At 34.7% G+C, this 14,369-nt stretch carries 14 protein-coding genes; all 14 read right to left on the reverse strand.

What is annotated here, in order from left to right; genetic code table 11:
• Positions 1–339 precede the first annotated feature (339 nt).
• Positions 340–690, reverse strand: coding sequence for a 50S ribosomal protein L19 (gene rplS, locus HMPREF3264_RS07395; RefSeq protein ID WP_002436293.1), 351 nt, complete (start codon positions 688–690; stop codon positions 340–342).
• Between the two features lie 104 nt (positions 691–794).
• Positions 795–1,532 (reverse strand): tRNA (guanosine(37)-N1)-methyltransferase TrmD, encoded by a 738-nt coding sequence (trmD, locus tag HMPREF3264_RS07400; RefSeq protein ID WP_070872748.1) that lies wholly within the window; start codon positions 1,530–1,532, stop codon positions 795–797.
• Positions 1,532–2,035 carry a ribosome maturation factor RimM gene (gene rimM / locus HMPREF3264_RS07405; protein WP_070831641.1) on the reverse strand — a complete coding sequence of 168 codons (504 nt, stop codon included), beginning with the start codon at positions 2,033–2,035 and terminating at the stop codon, positions 1,532–1,534. Before rimM ends, trmD begins: the two co-directional genes overlap by 1 nt.
• 124 nt (positions 2,036–2,159) lie before the next feature.
• On the reverse strand, positions 2,160–2,435 hold the full coding sequence (gene rpsP, locus HMPREF3264_RS07410) for a 30S ribosomal protein S16 (RefSeq protein ID WP_002439483.1): 276 nt from the start codon (positions 2,433–2,435) through the stop codon (positions 2,160–2,162).
• A 493-nt stretch (positions 2,436–2,928) separates the two neighbouring features.
• On the reverse strand, positions 2,929–4,296 hold the full coding sequence (gene ffh / locus HMPREF3264_RS07415; protein ID WP_002442522.1) for a signal recognition particle protein: 1,368 nt from the start codon (positions 4,294–4,296) through the stop codon (positions 2,929–2,931).
• Between the two features lie 31 nt (positions 4,297–4,327).
• Positions 4,328–4,660, reverse strand: a complete 333-nt coding sequence (locus HMPREF3264_RS07420) for a putative DNA-binding protein (RefSeq protein ID WP_002442519.1) — start codon at positions 4,658–4,660, stop codon at positions 4,328–4,330.
• The gene (gene ftsY, locus HMPREF3264_RS07425) at positions 4,647–5,903 is read right to left on the reverse strand and encodes a signal recognition particle-docking protein FtsY (protein WP_070872750.1); all 1,257 of its coding nucleotides are present in this window, start codon (positions 5,901–5,903) and stop codon (positions 4,647–4,649) included. Before ftsY ends, HMPREF3264_RS07420 begins: the two co-directional genes overlap by 14 nt.
• Positions 5,900–9,469 (reverse strand): chromosome segregation protein SMC, encoded by a 3,570-nt coding sequence (gene smc, locus HMPREF3264_RS07430; protein ID WP_070872752.1) that lies wholly within the window; start codon positions 9,467–9,469, stop codon positions 5,900–5,902. The genes ftsY and smc overlap by 4 nt, the downstream gene beginning before the upstream one ends.
• Positions 9,470–9,567: 98 nt before the next feature.
• A complete protein-coding gene (gene rnc, locus HMPREF3264_RS07435; RefSeq protein WP_002442511.1) occupies positions 9,568–10,314 on the reverse strand; it encodes a ribonuclease III in 747 nt (248 codons plus the stop codon).
• Positions 10,315–10,432: 118 nt separating this feature from the next.
• Complete coding sequence (locus tag HMPREF3264_RS07440) at positions 10,433–10,666, reverse strand: acyl carrier protein (protein ID WP_001830184.1); 234 nt, start codon at positions 10,664–10,666, stop codon at positions 10,433–10,435.
• Positions 10,667–10,975: 309 nt separating this feature from the next.
• Positions 10,976–11,710, reverse strand: coding sequence for a 3-oxoacyl-[acyl-carrier-protein] reductase (gene fabG / locus HMPREF3264_RS07445; protein WP_037541397.1), 735 nt, complete (start codon positions 11,708–11,710; stop codon positions 10,976–10,978).
• Positions 11,703–12,629, reverse strand: a complete 927-nt coding sequence (fabD, locus tag HMPREF3264_RS07450) for an ACP S-malonyltransferase (RefSeq protein ID WP_070872754.1) — start codon at positions 12,627–12,629, stop codon at positions 11,703–11,705. The genes fabG and fabD overlap by 8 nt, the downstream gene beginning before the upstream one ends.
• Positions 12,622–13,608, reverse strand: coding sequence for a phosphate acyltransferase PlsX (plsX, locus tag HMPREF3264_RS07455; RefSeq protein WP_037541395.1), 987 nt, complete (start codon positions 13,606–13,608; stop codon positions 12,622–12,624). The genes fabD and plsX overlap by 8 nt, the downstream gene beginning before the upstream one ends.
• The gene (fapR, locus tag HMPREF3264_RS07460) at positions 13,601–14,170 is read right to left on the reverse strand and encodes a transcription factor FapR (RefSeq protein WP_070872756.1); all 570 of its coding nucleotides are present in this window, start codon (positions 14,168–14,170) and stop codon (positions 13,601–13,603) included. The genes plsX and fapR overlap by 8 nt, the downstream gene beginning before the upstream one ends.
• Positions 14,171–14,369 lie beyond the last annotated feature (199 nt).

Below are 14,369 nucleotides of genomic sequence, written 5' to 3' on the forward strand. Positions count from 1 at the left end.
AAGAAAGCTGAGACAATTAATTATGTCCCAACCTCTTATTTTGTATAAATATGATATTCTTTATCCTTCGTTTAAATAGACTTTAACTATTTTTAACTTGATTTTAAATTTATAATATTTACCTATAAAAACGTCCCCCTAATGTTAGATTTTCAGTCCAACTTTTAGGATGTGTATCATTCTTAAAGTCGATGTTGTGTTTTATTTATAAGACTTTGCCAGCAATTAACATTCAAACGAAACAAAAAAGCTTTCAAACACCTTTGATTAAGATGTTTGAAAGCTTTATCTTTATTACAAGTTACAGATAACTTGTGTTGAAAATATCGAGTTTGCTGATTAACGAATTTCTTGGATTCTAGCAGCTTTACCACGTAAACTACGTAAGTAGTATAATTTAGCACGACGTACTTTACCGCGACGTTTAACTTCGATTTTTTCGATTTTTGGAGTGTGTAATGGGAATGTTCTTTCCACACCTACACCTGAAGAAATTTTACGAACTGTGAAAGTTTCAGAAATTCCTCCACCACGGCGTTTAATTACAACACCTTCGAAGACTTGGATACGTTCACGTGAACCCTCTACGATACGAACGTGTACACGTAAAGTGTCACCAGAACGGAAAGTAGGTAAGTCAGTACGTAATTGTGATTTAGTTACTGCTTCGATTAACTTATGATTACTCATTATAAATTCTCTCCTTCAACCTATGTTCTTGCCTAGACAAATGTATAGCAGCGGATCATAGTGATTTTAGTGTTTTTTCACACTTAAATTATGTTAGCATAACGCTAATTGTTTTTCAATTGCTTTTTATATGTTTCTAAAATTTCTTTATCATTATCAGTAAGCTCATATTTTTCTAATAAATCTGGACGTTTCTCATAAGTACGAATTAATTTCTGTTTATGTCGCCACTCCTCAATATGTGCATGATTTCCGGATAATAAGACATCCGGCACTTTCATTTCTTTATATTCTCGTGGTCTTGTATATTGTGGAAATTCTAATAATCCATCTGAAAATGAATCATCTTGATGAGAAGCTTCATTACCTAAAACCCCTGGAATAAGACGAACAATCGCATCAGTCATAGTCATTGCAGGCAATTCTCCACCTGTAAGCACATAATCTCCCATAGAAATTTCATCAGTAACAAGATGCTCTCTGATACGTTCATCGTACCCTTCATAATGACCACAAATAAATACAATATGTTGGGCTTCACTCAACTCCTGCGCGATCTCTTGAGTGAAAGGCCGACCTTGAGGACACATCAATATCACACGTGTATTTTCGTCTCTTTTCAAATCTTCCATAGCATTAAAAACTGGTTCAGGTTTTAACACCATTCCTTGACCTCCACCAAATGGATAGTCATCAACCTGATTATGTTTGTTAACTGAATAATCTCGAAAATTAATAGTATTTACGTCAATAATCTCTTTATCTTGAGCTCGCTTTAAAATTGAATGGTTTAAAACGCCCTCAAACATCTCTGGAAACAACGTTAAATAATCGATTTTCATTAATCTAGCAATCCTTCCATAGGCGTAATTCTAATTGATTTCCCTTCCACATCAATGTCTTTTACAACATCTTCAATATAAGGAATGAGATATTCTTTATCACCTTTAACGACCCACACATCATTTGCGCCTGTTTCGAAAATATTAATTACTCGTCCAATTGGCGTGTTGTTATCATCAAAAACTGTGCAACCGATAATATCAGAATAGTAATATTCATGTTCATCTAATTCGATATCCTCATGGTCACGTTCTTGATACAAATAATCCCCTTTTAGATGTTCAATGTCGTTAATATTATTAATTCCTTCAAACTTCAACATATGAAATCCCTTATGTATACGGTAAGAAGCTATAGTATATTGGATATCGTTATTATTGTGTTTAACAATTAAATTTTCGCCAGGTTGAAATCGTGTTTCAGTGAAATCTGAGTTTGATTTTACTTTAACTTCGCCTTTAATACCATGTGTATTTACGATTTGACCTACTTCTACTTCCATCTAACGCCCCTCCTAGTCGATGTATCTCTTGTTTTTTTCGAAAATGAATCAAATATATTCTAACATGTTAGTGTTGATTTATTAAAAAAGGACGCCATCATTGGCGTCCACAAACATAAGCTAATTATTTAGCATTTTTTTGTTCATCGAATTTTTTCAAAATACCTTCTCTTGATAAGATATTATGAACTGTATCAGTTGGTTTAGCACCGTCATGTAACCATTTTAAAGCTAACTCTTCATCGATTTTAACTTCTGGTGCATTAACGTGTGCTGGATTATAAGTACCTAATTGCTCGATGATACGACCATCACGTGGTGAACGTGCATCTGCAACTACGATACGATAGAATGGGTTTCTTTTAGAACCTAAACGTGTTAAACGAATTTTAACTGCCATTTAAATTACTCTCCTTTATGTTTTATCATTTTATTTTCTACAAGAATAAATAATAACAGTTACACAAATGTTTGTAAAGACTTTTTTCTTTACCTAAAGCCCCACTTCTAAATTTATTTAGTTAGTGAGACTTACGCATGAACTTTAGTTCAGGTGTTCCTCTGATAGATTTATGAAATAAATCGTAGATTTGGTTATGCATGAGCTTTAGCTCAGGCGTTTCTCTTATAGATTTATGAAATAAACCTTACATTTGGTTATGGGAGCGAGACAGAATTTATAACGAATTCGTCTTCTCGCCCCCGCACAATTGATTAGGGCCTTAAAATTTTTAAGCCCAATCAATCACTGCGCTTTTGAGCCTTAGCTCAGGCGAACCTCTAAAAATTTATTAAGTTAGTGGGACTTACGCATGAGCTTTAGCTCAAGCATTCAACACCAAAACAAAGCATCGAACAACCACTACAGCCGTTCGATGCTTTATCAAATAATATTAAAATGGTAAGTTCATACCTTTAAGCATATTTTGCATTTGGTTGCGTTTGGCTTTCTTACCTTTACCGCCACCAGTAAATTGTTTCATCATTTTCTTCATATCATTAAATTGTTTCATTAAACGATTCACTTCTTGTAATGAACGACCTGAACCTTTAGCAATACGTTTCTTACGAGAAACATTTAATGTTTCAGGATTTGAACGTTCTTTCGGTGTCATTGATTGAATGATAGCTTTAATATGATCGATTTGTTTATCACTCATATTTAGCTTATCCAATCCTTTCATTTTGTTCATTCCAGGAATCATTTTCATAATATCATCTAATGGACCTAAATTTTTAACTTGGTCTAATTGCTCTAAGAAATCATCCAATGTGAATGAAGAGTCACGCATTTTCTTCTCTAAATCTTTAGCTTTTTCTTGGTCTACGTCTTGTTGAGCCTTTTCAATTAAGCTTAAAACGTCACCCATACCAAGGATACGAGAAGCCATACGTTCAGGATGGAATAACTCAAGGCCATCCAATTTCTCACTCATACCAACAAATTTAATCGGTTTCTGAGTTACAGAACGAATAGATAATGCTGCACCACCACGTGTATCACCATCGAGTTTAGTTAGTGTCACGCCTGATACATCTAATTGATCATCGAATGATTGCGCAACGTTCACAGCATCCTGACCAGTCATCGCGTCAACAACTAACATGATTTCATCAGGTTTAGAGATTTCTTTAACCTCTTGTAATTCGTTCATCAACGCTTCATCAATGTGTAGACGACCAGCAGTATCGATAATAACAAAATCTAAATGTTCTTCTTTAGCATGTTTTAATGCATTTTCAACAATTTGTTGAGGTGGTACTTGGTCACCTTCACTATACACAGGTATGTCTATTTGTTTACCAACTGTTTGTAACTGATCAATCGCTGCTGGACGATAAATATCTCCTGCAACTAACATCGGCTTTTTGTTATATTTTTTACGCATTAATAAAGCTAATTTACCTGCAGTTGTTGTTTTACCTGCACCTTGTAAACCAACCATCATTACAACAGTTGGCGGTTTATTAGCCATTTTGATTGATGTATTTTCGCCACCCATCAAACTTGTAAGTTCTTCTTGTACAATTTTGATGACTTGCTGGCCAGGAGTTAAAGATTGCATTACATCAGAACCTAATGCACGATCTGACACTGTTTTCACAAACTCTTTAACTACTTTGAAGTTAACATCGGCTTCTAATAATGCAAGTCTTACTTCTCGCATCATTGTTTTGATATCCGCTTCAGTGACTTTCCCTTTACCACGCATCTTTTGCATCGTGGATTGCAAGCGTTCGGATAATCCTTCAAATGCCATAACTATTGCCCTCCTTTTTGAAAAATAATGACTACTCTAACTCTTCTAATTGTTTAATATATTGTTTAAGCAAATCAGGTTGATTAAGCGATTGTTTCATTAAGTTATAAATTTCTTGACGTTTTTCAAATCGTCGATATAAGCCTAATTTAGATTCATAGTCTTCTACTAAATCGCCAGTTCTTCTTATATTATCATAAACTGCCTGTCTACTCACTTCAAATGTATCAGCAATTTCACTTAATGAATAATCTTGTAAATAGAATAATTCTAAGTAATTTCTTTGCTTTTGAGTTAATAATGATTGATAAAAATCAAACAAATAATTCATTCTAAGTGTTTTAACTAAATCATTTTGGCCCATCTTGTGTACCTTCTTCAGTTTCGTTAGATGATTCCACTAATTCATCAGGAATATCTTCATTTTGTTCAATCATATCGGCAAATAAGCCATAAACGTAACTTTCAGGATTAAATGGTTGTAAGTCATCTAATTTTTCACCTAAACCAACGTATTTAACAGGAATGTGTAATTCGTTTCGAATGGCAAGAACGATACCACCTTTAGCAGTACCATCTAGTTTAGTTAATACAATACCCGATACATTTGTAACTTCTTTAAATGAGCGGGCTTGTGATAATGCGTTTTGTCCAGTAGTCGCATCTAAGCATAATAATGCTTCGTGAGGTGCATCCGGAATCGCTCTGCTAATCACACGTTTCATTTTATCTAACTCTTGCATTAAGTTAGATTTATTTTGTAAACGGCCAGCAGTATCACAAATTAAGATGTCTACACCTTTATTCTTCGCAGCATTAATAGCGTCATAAACGACAGCAGCAGGGTCAGAACCTTCGCTTTGACTCACAACTTCTACGCCTACACGTTCTCCCCAAACTTGTAACTGTTGAATTGCACCAGCTCTAAATGTATCACCAGCAGCCAACATAACTTTCTTACCTTCTTGTTGGTAACGATATGCTAATTTACCAATCGTCGTTGTTTTACCTACACCATTGACGCCCACCATTAAGATAACGTTTAATCTGCCATCTTCAATATTCATCGCTTCAGAATGATCATCTTCTTGATGATAAATTTCTACGATTTTTTCAACAATAACTTCACGTAAGTCTTCAGTTTCTTGAATATTACGTCTTTGAGCTTCAGTACGTAATTCATCTGTTAATTTCATTACAGTATTAAATCCAACATCTGCAGTAATTAACATTTCCTCTAGTGCTTCGAAGAAATCTTCATCGACCTTTCTGTAACGCGCAATTAAATTGTTTAATTGTTCTTGGAAATTTTGTCGAGATTTTTCTAAACCAGCTTTGAATTTAGCACCAATTTTCTGTGCTTCTATTTCTTCAAAGTCTTCGATAGATATTAAACCATCTTCATCGAAATCTGCTTCACTCAATTTTTTCGGCTTTTTCTTAGGTTTAGAATCTTCAGCTGTTTCATTCAAATTCGAGTCGTCTGACTCAGTGGATGTATCAGAGTCACTAGATGCGTCTGATTCCACATCTTCGGTTAACTCTTTTTGAATATCGTCTTCACTTTTACCAGAAAATTTATCCTTTAAGCGTTTAAAAAAGCTCATGCTTGTTCCTCCTTCATAACCTCATCTATAGTATTTAGGTTAACGCTAACCAGTTTAGACACACCTGATTCTTGCATTGTCACACCATATAAACGATCTGAAAATTCCATCGTTCCTTTGCGATGCGTAATTACTATAAATTGTGTCTGCTCTGATAATTCATTTAAGTATTGTGCATAGCGAATAACATTTGCCTCATCAAGCGCAGCTTCTACCTCATCTAGTATAACAAATGGAGCAGAACGAACCTTTAGAATTGCAAATAATAATGCTATAGCACTTAAGGCGCGTTCCCCACCACTTAATAGAGAAAGGTGTTGAAGCTTCTTACCTGGAGGTTGAACAATGATATCCACTCCAGCAGCTAAGTAATCATCTTCAGTCAAACGTAACTCGGCTTGACCTCCACCAAACAACTGCTTAAATACGGTTGTGAAGTGCGACTGAACTGCATGGAATGTTTCTTTGAACCGTCCTTCTACTTCTCTATCCATTTCGTTTATAATTTGCTCTAATGTTTCTTTCGCTTCTCTTAAATCAGTGCGTTGCTCATTTAGGAACGTATATCGTTCATTTAATTCCTCAAATTGTTCAATCGCATTTAAATTGACTGGTCCTAATTCATCAATCGACATTTTAGTCAATTTCACTTTTTTACGCAGACTCTCAATCGGTTCGTCAGATTCATATAAAGTGCGTGCTCTTTCTACTGTAAGTTGATAAACGTCGTTGAGATGGTCAATTGCATGGTTAATAAGTACATCTAACTTCGATTGTTTCGCTTTAATATCTTGGTAATGATTTTCAATTGATAGAATATCTTGGTGACATTCTTGAAGTTGACTTTCATTACGCTCAATTGTCTCATTCAGTTCGATACGTTGTTGTTTAATGTCTGTAAGTTGATGGTTAAGACGATCTCGTTCTTCTTCTTGTTCTTGAATTTGAGATTTCAAGTTCTCAAAGGCTTGTTCACCCATCATTTCATCCGAATTGAATAGTCTGATTTTCTCTTGAACATCTTTTATTTGCTGTTGTGTTGATTCGTATTGTTTATCTAAGCGCTCAATTGCTTGTTTTTGCGATTTGATTCTTTCTTTGACTACTGCTAAATCAGATTGCTTTTGATGGAGTTGTTGTTGAGTTTGAGTCGTTGATTCTTTTCCTTCTTTAGATAATTGAGTGTAACGCTCAATGTCACTTTCCAATTCAGTCAATTGCTGTTGTATCTCTGAAAGTCGAGTTTGTTTTTGCGTTAACGTTTCTTTACTCTTATCACTTTGGTAACCATCATTTTTCTCGAATTCAAACTCTTCATGTTCATTTTTAAGGTGCGTTTCTTGCGTTCTTAATCGATCTAACTCAAGTTCATGATGGTGCACTTTTTCTTTTAATGTATTATATTGTTGACTCGCATCGAAATATTGTTCACTTAATTTTTCGGCTTTGTCTTTTTGCTCTTTAAAATGACGTTCAAATTCGGCAGTTTGTCGTTGATACGCTTCAAGTTGATGACGCATTGTCGATAATTCATCTTTTTGTGAGAGAATACTCTTCGTTTTACGAGCGCCACCACCTGTCATTGATCCTCCTGGATTCACGACATCTCCTTCTAACGTAACAATTCGAGTTCGATAGCGAATCGCTCTAGCTAAATCATTTGCATGTTTCAAATCATCCACAATAATAGTATTTCCTAATAAATTTTCAACGATACTTTGGTATTTAGATGAAACCTTCACAGCATCTGAAGCAATATTGATGAAACCATCTGTATTACGAGCAATATCTTTAATATCTGAAGCAATTTGACGTGGTTTGATAACATTCAATGGTAAAAATGTTGCTCTACCTAATCCACGTTGTTTTAAGTATTGGATGGCTTGTCGGCCATCTTTTTCACTATCCACAATCACGTGTTGGAGAGAGGCGCCTAAAGCTGTTTCAATTGCTTGTGTCATTTGCGATGGCACGTCGATAACCTCTGCTACCGCACCATGAATACCATTTAATTCATTATTTTTTGCTTTTAAAATATGTTTAACACCGTTAAAGAAATACGTATAATCTTCTTCTTGAGTAGCTAAACTATCAATTCTAGATTTTAATTTTTCATTATAACGATACGCCTGATAAAGTTTATCTTCATATTCTGATTGAAGCTTTTTAGAAGCTGTTAATTCTTTTTCTAGACGATTGATTTGTTGTTCAGCTTCAGACATCTCTTTTTTAGACGCTTTGTAATTCTTTTCAGTTTCAGTGATATTATTCTGAATTTCTTTTAACTGATTAAATGCTTCAACTAATCTTGAATCTAATCGAGATTTCTTCGCTTCATTCTCATTTATCGTATGTTCCAAGAAACGAATATCATTATTAACGTCAGATTGCTCAGACATTAATGTATAATAATTATTTTTAATTTCTTCTAGCTTTTCATCATGTTGTTCATCAGAAACATAAAGGAGTGACTCTAAATCTTGTACTTCTTTATTTAATTGCTTTTGTTTATCCTTTAACTCATTAAGTATCTCTTCATTTTGACGTTTTTCTTCATCAATAGATTTGATTTGTTCATTTAAATTCTCTAGTTCTTCTTCATATCTTGCATTCGTTTCTGATTGGTTCTTTTTACGTTCTTCTAATACGTTCAACTTACCAGCAAGTTGTTCATATGTTTCAGTTGTCTTAACCAACTCATAGTTTAACTTTTCAATATCATGGTCAATCTGTTGACGTTCGCCTTTAAACTTTTGCAATAACTGGTTAATTTGCGCTTGTTGCGCCTCTTTATCCGCTTGTTGACTCTTTAACTCGTTCAAACGATTGTCTAATTGGCGATTATCTTCATTATATTGATCAATGTCGTGAACTGTGACAATAACATCGCTTTGTTCCATTTGTTTAGAAAGTTGTTGATACTCTTTTGCAATGGCAGCTTCTTCTTTTAATGGTTCTACACGACCTTCCAAATCATATAAAATATCTTCTACACGAGTTAAATTGTCCTCTGTGTGATCCAATTTATTGATTGATTCAGCTTTACGTTTTTTATATTTTAAAACCCCTGCTGATTCTTCAATAATTTGACGACGGTCAATCGGTTTCGCATTTAATATTTCGTCTACTCTGCCTTGAGAAATAATACTAAACGCTTCTTTTCCTAAACCTGAATCTAAAAATATTTCAATAATATCTTTCAAACGAGCACGGTCGTTATTCAAATAGTACTCACTTTCGCCACTTCTATATAAACGACGCGTAACCACTAACTCATCTGAATCAATCTGCAATTTCTTAGATTGGTTATCTAATTTTAATTTTACTTCAGCATAATTTTGAGCTTTTCTATGTTCTGCACCAGAAAATATAATATCTTCCATCTTAGCGCCACGTAATGATTTCGCAGATTGTTCACCTAGTACCCATTTAATTGCATCAGTAATATTACTTTTACCACTACCATTAGGTCCAACAATAGCTGTGACGCCCTTATCAAATTGGACATTCGTATGGTCGGCAAAAGACTTAAATCCTATGGCATCTATCGATTTCAAATAAACCATCTTATTCTCCTTATCCCGTTCCTGTTGAGTTTATCAGCACGACACACGTCATCTCTTCTTCTTTCCACTTATTATTTATTAAACGGAAGTTGAGATAATTAATGATGTCTCAGCTTCTCATTCTTTTTCATTGACTTATATGCTTGTTCTGCTGCCTTCTGTTCGGATTCTTTCTTCGTCTTTCCTTTACCTTCTGCAACTGCTTTATTTTCCAAAATAACTTCTGACGTAAATAATCTATGATGCGCCGGACCTTCTTCTTTAATTAAACGATAGGTTACATCGCCTTTATTCTGACGGTGCACAAACTCTTGAAATTGTGTTTTAAAGTCCACTACACCAACTAATTCATTATCTTCGACATATGGGAAAATGACTTTCTCAGCAAATGCCCATACAGTCTCTAAACCTTGATCTAAATATAAAGCACCTACAAATGCTTCGAAAGCATCTGAAATGAGTGAAGGTCTTGTTCTACCACCTGTTTTCTCTTCACCTTTACCTAATAAAATGAGCTCATTCAAATCAATTTTATTCGCAAATATTACAAGTGAGGGCTCACAAACAATTGTTGCACGCATCTTTGTCAGATTACCTTCTGGCAAATGAGGATGCTTATCAAACAAATAGCGTGAAACCGTCAATTCTAATACCGCATCACCTAAAAATTCTAAACGTTCATTATGATCTAATCTATTCATATTAAAATCATTAATAAAGCTCGAGTGTGAGAACGCTTGTTGATACAAATCGATATTATTAAAACTGAAACCCCACTCATTCATTTTATTAGTAAATGTTTGTTGGAAATCTTTGACCATGTCTATCTTTTTCTGGTTAGCCACTGTCTAACCTCCTTGTCCAAAAATTAAATTTCAATATACCTTAATTTTACGTGAAAATAAAATAAAACTAAAGAAAAAATCTGAGCCGACGTGAGTGACGACTCAGATGTAAGTTTTATTATTTTTCCAAGCTATTGATGTACTTAACAGCATCACCAACAGTGTTGATTTTTTCAGCTTCTTCATCAGGAATTTCAGTACCAAATTCGTCTTCTAATTCCATTACTAATTCAGCGATATCAAGTGAGTCAGCGCCTAAATCATCTTTGAAAGATGCATCTTCAGTTACTTTATCAGCATCTACACCTAAACGGTCAACGATGATGTCTTTTACTTTATCGAAGTTTTCCACGTCGATTCACCTCCTTTAAAAGCGTCTATCCATAGACTACTATATTTTCCCATTTTAGATTCTAAAATACAAGTACAATTTTTAGAAACACTTAGCACTTTAGTGCTTAGTGTTTCTTATGCATGAGCTTTAGCTCAGGCGTTCCTTTTTATTGCACTTTAGTGCTTATAAAGTATCACTTTCATTTCAATGATTAGTGATACTTACGCAATGGTACAACCATTGTGTTCCTTGTTAATAGGATTACAATAGGAAAAGCCTATTGTACAAGCACTACAAATTGTTTTCTATAGAAAACAAAGTAGTGCTTTACATATACATTCCGCCATTAACGTGAATAGTTTGACCCGTAATATATTTCGCTTTATCTGAAGCTAAGAATGCGACAGTATTCGCAATATCAGTATCTTCACCGAAACGTGCCAAAGGAATTTGTTCTAACATTTGATCTTTAAGCTCATCACTAAGCGCATCTGTCATATCAGAAACAATAAATCCAGGCGCTACGGCATTAACAGTTATACCACGTGACGCAAGTTCTCGAGCAGCTGATTTAGTTAAACCAACAACACCTGCTTTAGTAGCTACGTAGTTTGCTTGACCAGGGTTTCCTACTGCGCCAACAACACTTGATAAGTTAATAATTGAGCCACCACGTTGACGTAACATTTGAGGTGTGACTTTTTGAATGCAATTGAATACACCTTTCAAGTTTGTATCAATCACGTCGTCCCATTCTTGTTCTTTCATACGCATTAAGAGATTATCTCTTGTAATACCAGCGTTATTAACTAACACATCAACAGAACCAAATTGACTTACGACCTCTTTAATCATCGCCTTAACTTCATCGCCGTTTGCAACGTTAGCTTGGATGGCAAAGCTGTCTACACCTTTAGCTTTAATTTCTTCAACCACAGCTTCTGCTTTGTCTTTACTACCTGCATAATTGACAGCAACGTTGTATCCTTCTTCAGCTAATTGTAATGCAATACTACGTCCGATACCACGTGAAGCACCTGTTACTAAAGCACTTTTACTCATTTTCATTCCATCCTTTCACATCTTCAAGTGTTTGAATTGAAGTAATTTTAACGTCTCTATTAATTTTCTTGATTAATCCTGAAAGTACCTTTCCTGGACCAATTTCAATAAAGTGATCTACGCCTTGTTCAATGAGCCACTCAGTAGATTTAATAAATTGAACAGGAGAATATAATTGCTTAACCATATTATGTTTAATTACTTCTGCATCTGTTTCACCTTGTGCATTATAATTCTGCACAACAGGAAACTGAGCATCATTCCAACTAAACTGATTGATATAAGAAGCAAAGTCTTCTTCAATCACGCTCATCATTGATGAATGAAATGGACCAGAAACGGCTAAAGGAAGTACACGTTTAGCCCCTAAAGATTTTCCTTCTTCAACTAACTTATCAATGAGTGTTTTGTGACCTGAGACCACAATTTGTCCTGGTGAATTAATATTAGCTGGTTCAATTAATTCATCCTCATTTGATAAATCCTTACAAATCTTATCTACTTCTTCATAATCTAAACCTAACACAGCAGCCATACTACCTACACCATTTGGAAACGCTTGTGCCATTAATTGACCACGTTTACGTACAATTTTCACTGCATCTTCAAATGAAAGCACACCACTTGCTACTAAACTTGAATACTCTCCTAAACTATGCCCCAAAGTATAATCAGCATTTAAATCTTTTAAAGCTGTTAATAACGCTACACTATGAGTGAGTAACGCTGGTTGAGTATTTTCAGTTTCACCTAATTTACCTTCTTCATCAGTGAACATTGTTTCAAGTAAATCGAAGTCTAGTGACGCTTGTGCTTGATTTAAAATTTCAGTCGAACGTGTTTCTTCATTATATAAGTCGCTCGCCATTCCAACTTTTTGAGCACCTTGTCCTGGAAAAATAATTGCTGTTTTACTCACTTTTTCCACCTACCGTTTCCCTCATTGTTTGTACTATATTTTCTTCACCAGCAATTTTAGCTTGTCTAATCGCTGAATAAAATGCTTTAGCATTAGAACTACCATGCGCTTTGACAACAGTACCATCTAAACCTAATAGCACTGAACCACCATATTCAGAGTAATCCATTTTCTTAGCGAATGTTTCTAAATCTTTTTTAAGAACAGCGCCTGCTAATTTATTTTTTAAACTGCCCATAATCGTTTCTTTTAACATTTTACCTATAGATTTCGCGGTACCTTCTAGGTTTTTCAACACCATGTTTCCAGTATAGCCATCAGTAACAACGACATCTGTATTACCATCCATCAATGTTTTTGCTTCTATATTACCTTGGAAGTTGAAAGAATTATTTTTTTCGAATAGTTCATAGGCTTTTTTCGTCAATGAATTACCTTTCGCAGCTTCAGTCCCAATGTTAAGAAGTGAGACTGATGGATTGTTAATACCGCGAATCTTCTGAGCATAAATATTACCTAATTGTGCGTATTGTAATAAATGTTCAGCTTTAGCGTCAGCATTGGCTCCTACATCTAAGAAGACGAACCCTTTACCGTCTGTAGTAGGTAATGTAACAACAAGTGCTGGTCTCGCTACGCCTTTAATACGACCAACAATAAATAGTCCTGCTGACATTAATGCGCCAGTATTACCCGCAGAAACACAACCATCCGCTTCACCAGATTTGACTGCTTCTGCCATTTTAACCATCGAACTATCTTTCTTACGTTTAATCGCACGAACTGGCTCATCTTCCATTTCAATTTTTTCAGAACAATGTCTGAAATCAATACGATCATGATTTAAATTATATTGTTCTTTATCACCGAAAAGAATAATCTCTAAATCTTTAAAGTCTTCTACAGCTTTTTTAACTGCATCGAGTACGATACCTGGCGCGTCATCTCCGCCCATCATATCAACTGCAATTTTAACCATTGAATTCATCCTCACTTATATAGAACATTTTAAATTTCCCTTTAAAAACTAACTTGTCTTTAACAAATGAATTTACTTCTATTAAATAATGTTTACTTGTTTTATTTATTACTTGAGCTTCTGCTCTTACCGTATCATTTAATTTTACTTTTTCGACAAATTCAACCTGACTTTCTTGAGTCAATACTGTTGGATTATGTATAAGTGCTACGCATAGAGAGTTTGACTGAGCAAAGAGAATATGTCCCCTTGCGATTTGTGTTTTTGCAAAAACGTAGTCTTCAGTAATTTCTATGAGAGACTGTGCTTTTACATCTGGCTCTACTTGAATTAAATCTCCAATAATTTCATTGGCTTCAATAGACTTAATTTGTCCATAATTCTGTTCAGCCACAAGTTTAATTCTCTTGCGCAACTCTGGAATATTTAAATGCGTACGGTCTAAGCGAATCGTCTGAATACTAACATCAAACTTTTCACAAAGTTCATTATCTGTAATAAAGGGGTTGGCTTCAATTGCATTTCGAATTGCTATTCTGCGTTCGTCTTTCTTTAGCTTCAAACTCTCACCCCTCAATTTAGTACCAAGTCTTAAATATTCCTCACATATCATAACACTTTCTTATTCAATTCCTCAACAAATAACTGCACTGTCGTCATCTTTTCTACTATAAAAAAATTCTATCATTTAAATATGCACTATAGCCTGTGCCCTGTGGTTCCAATCCCCAGCTTGCACTGTCCGTTGACTTTCGCTTACG

This window comes from Staphylococcus sp. HMSC62A08 (assembly GCF_001839105.1).
In the GTDB taxonomy this organism is placed as follows: Bacteria; Bacillota; Bacilli; order Staphylococcales; family Staphylococcaceae; genus Staphylococcus; species Staphylococcus caprae.

Coding starts and splice junctions, on each gene's coding strand:
- rplS (WP_002436293.1), bottom strand. CDS start 690: ATGAGTAATCATAAGTTAATCGAAGCAGTAACTAAATCACAATTACGT.
- trmD (WP_070872748.1), bottom strand. CDS start 1,532: ATGAAAATCGATTATTTAACGTTGTTTCCAGAGATGTTTGAGGGCGTT.
- rimM (WP_070831641.1), bottom strand. CDS start 2,035: ATGGAAGTAGAAGTAGGTCAAATCGTAAATACACATGGTATTAAAGGC.
- rpsP (WP_002439483.1), bottom strand. CDS start 2,435: ATGGCAGTTAAAATTCGTTTAACACGTTTAGGTTCTAAAAGAAACCCA.
- ffh (WP_002442522.1), bottom strand. CDS start 4,296: ATGGCATTTGAAGGATTATCCGAACGCTTGCAATCCACGATGCAAAAG.
- HMPREF3264_RS07420 (WP_002442519.1), bottom strand. CDS start 4,660: ATGGGCCAAAATGATTTAGTTAAAACACTTAGAATGAATTATTTGTTT.
- ftsY (WP_070872750.1), bottom strand. CDS start 5,903: ATGAGCTTTTTTAAACGCTTAAAGGATAAATTTTCTGGTAAAAGTGAA.
- smc (WP_070872752.1), bottom strand. CDS start 9,469: ATGGTTTATTTGAAATCGATAGATGCCATAGGATTTAAGTCTTTTGCC.
- fabG (WP_037541397.1), bottom strand. CDS start 11,710: ATGAGTAAAAGTGCTTTAGTAACAGGTGCTTCACGTGGTATCGGACGT.
- plsX (WP_037541395.1), bottom strand. CDS start 13,608: ATGGTTAAAATTGCAGTTGATATGATGGGCGGAGATGACGCGCCAGGT.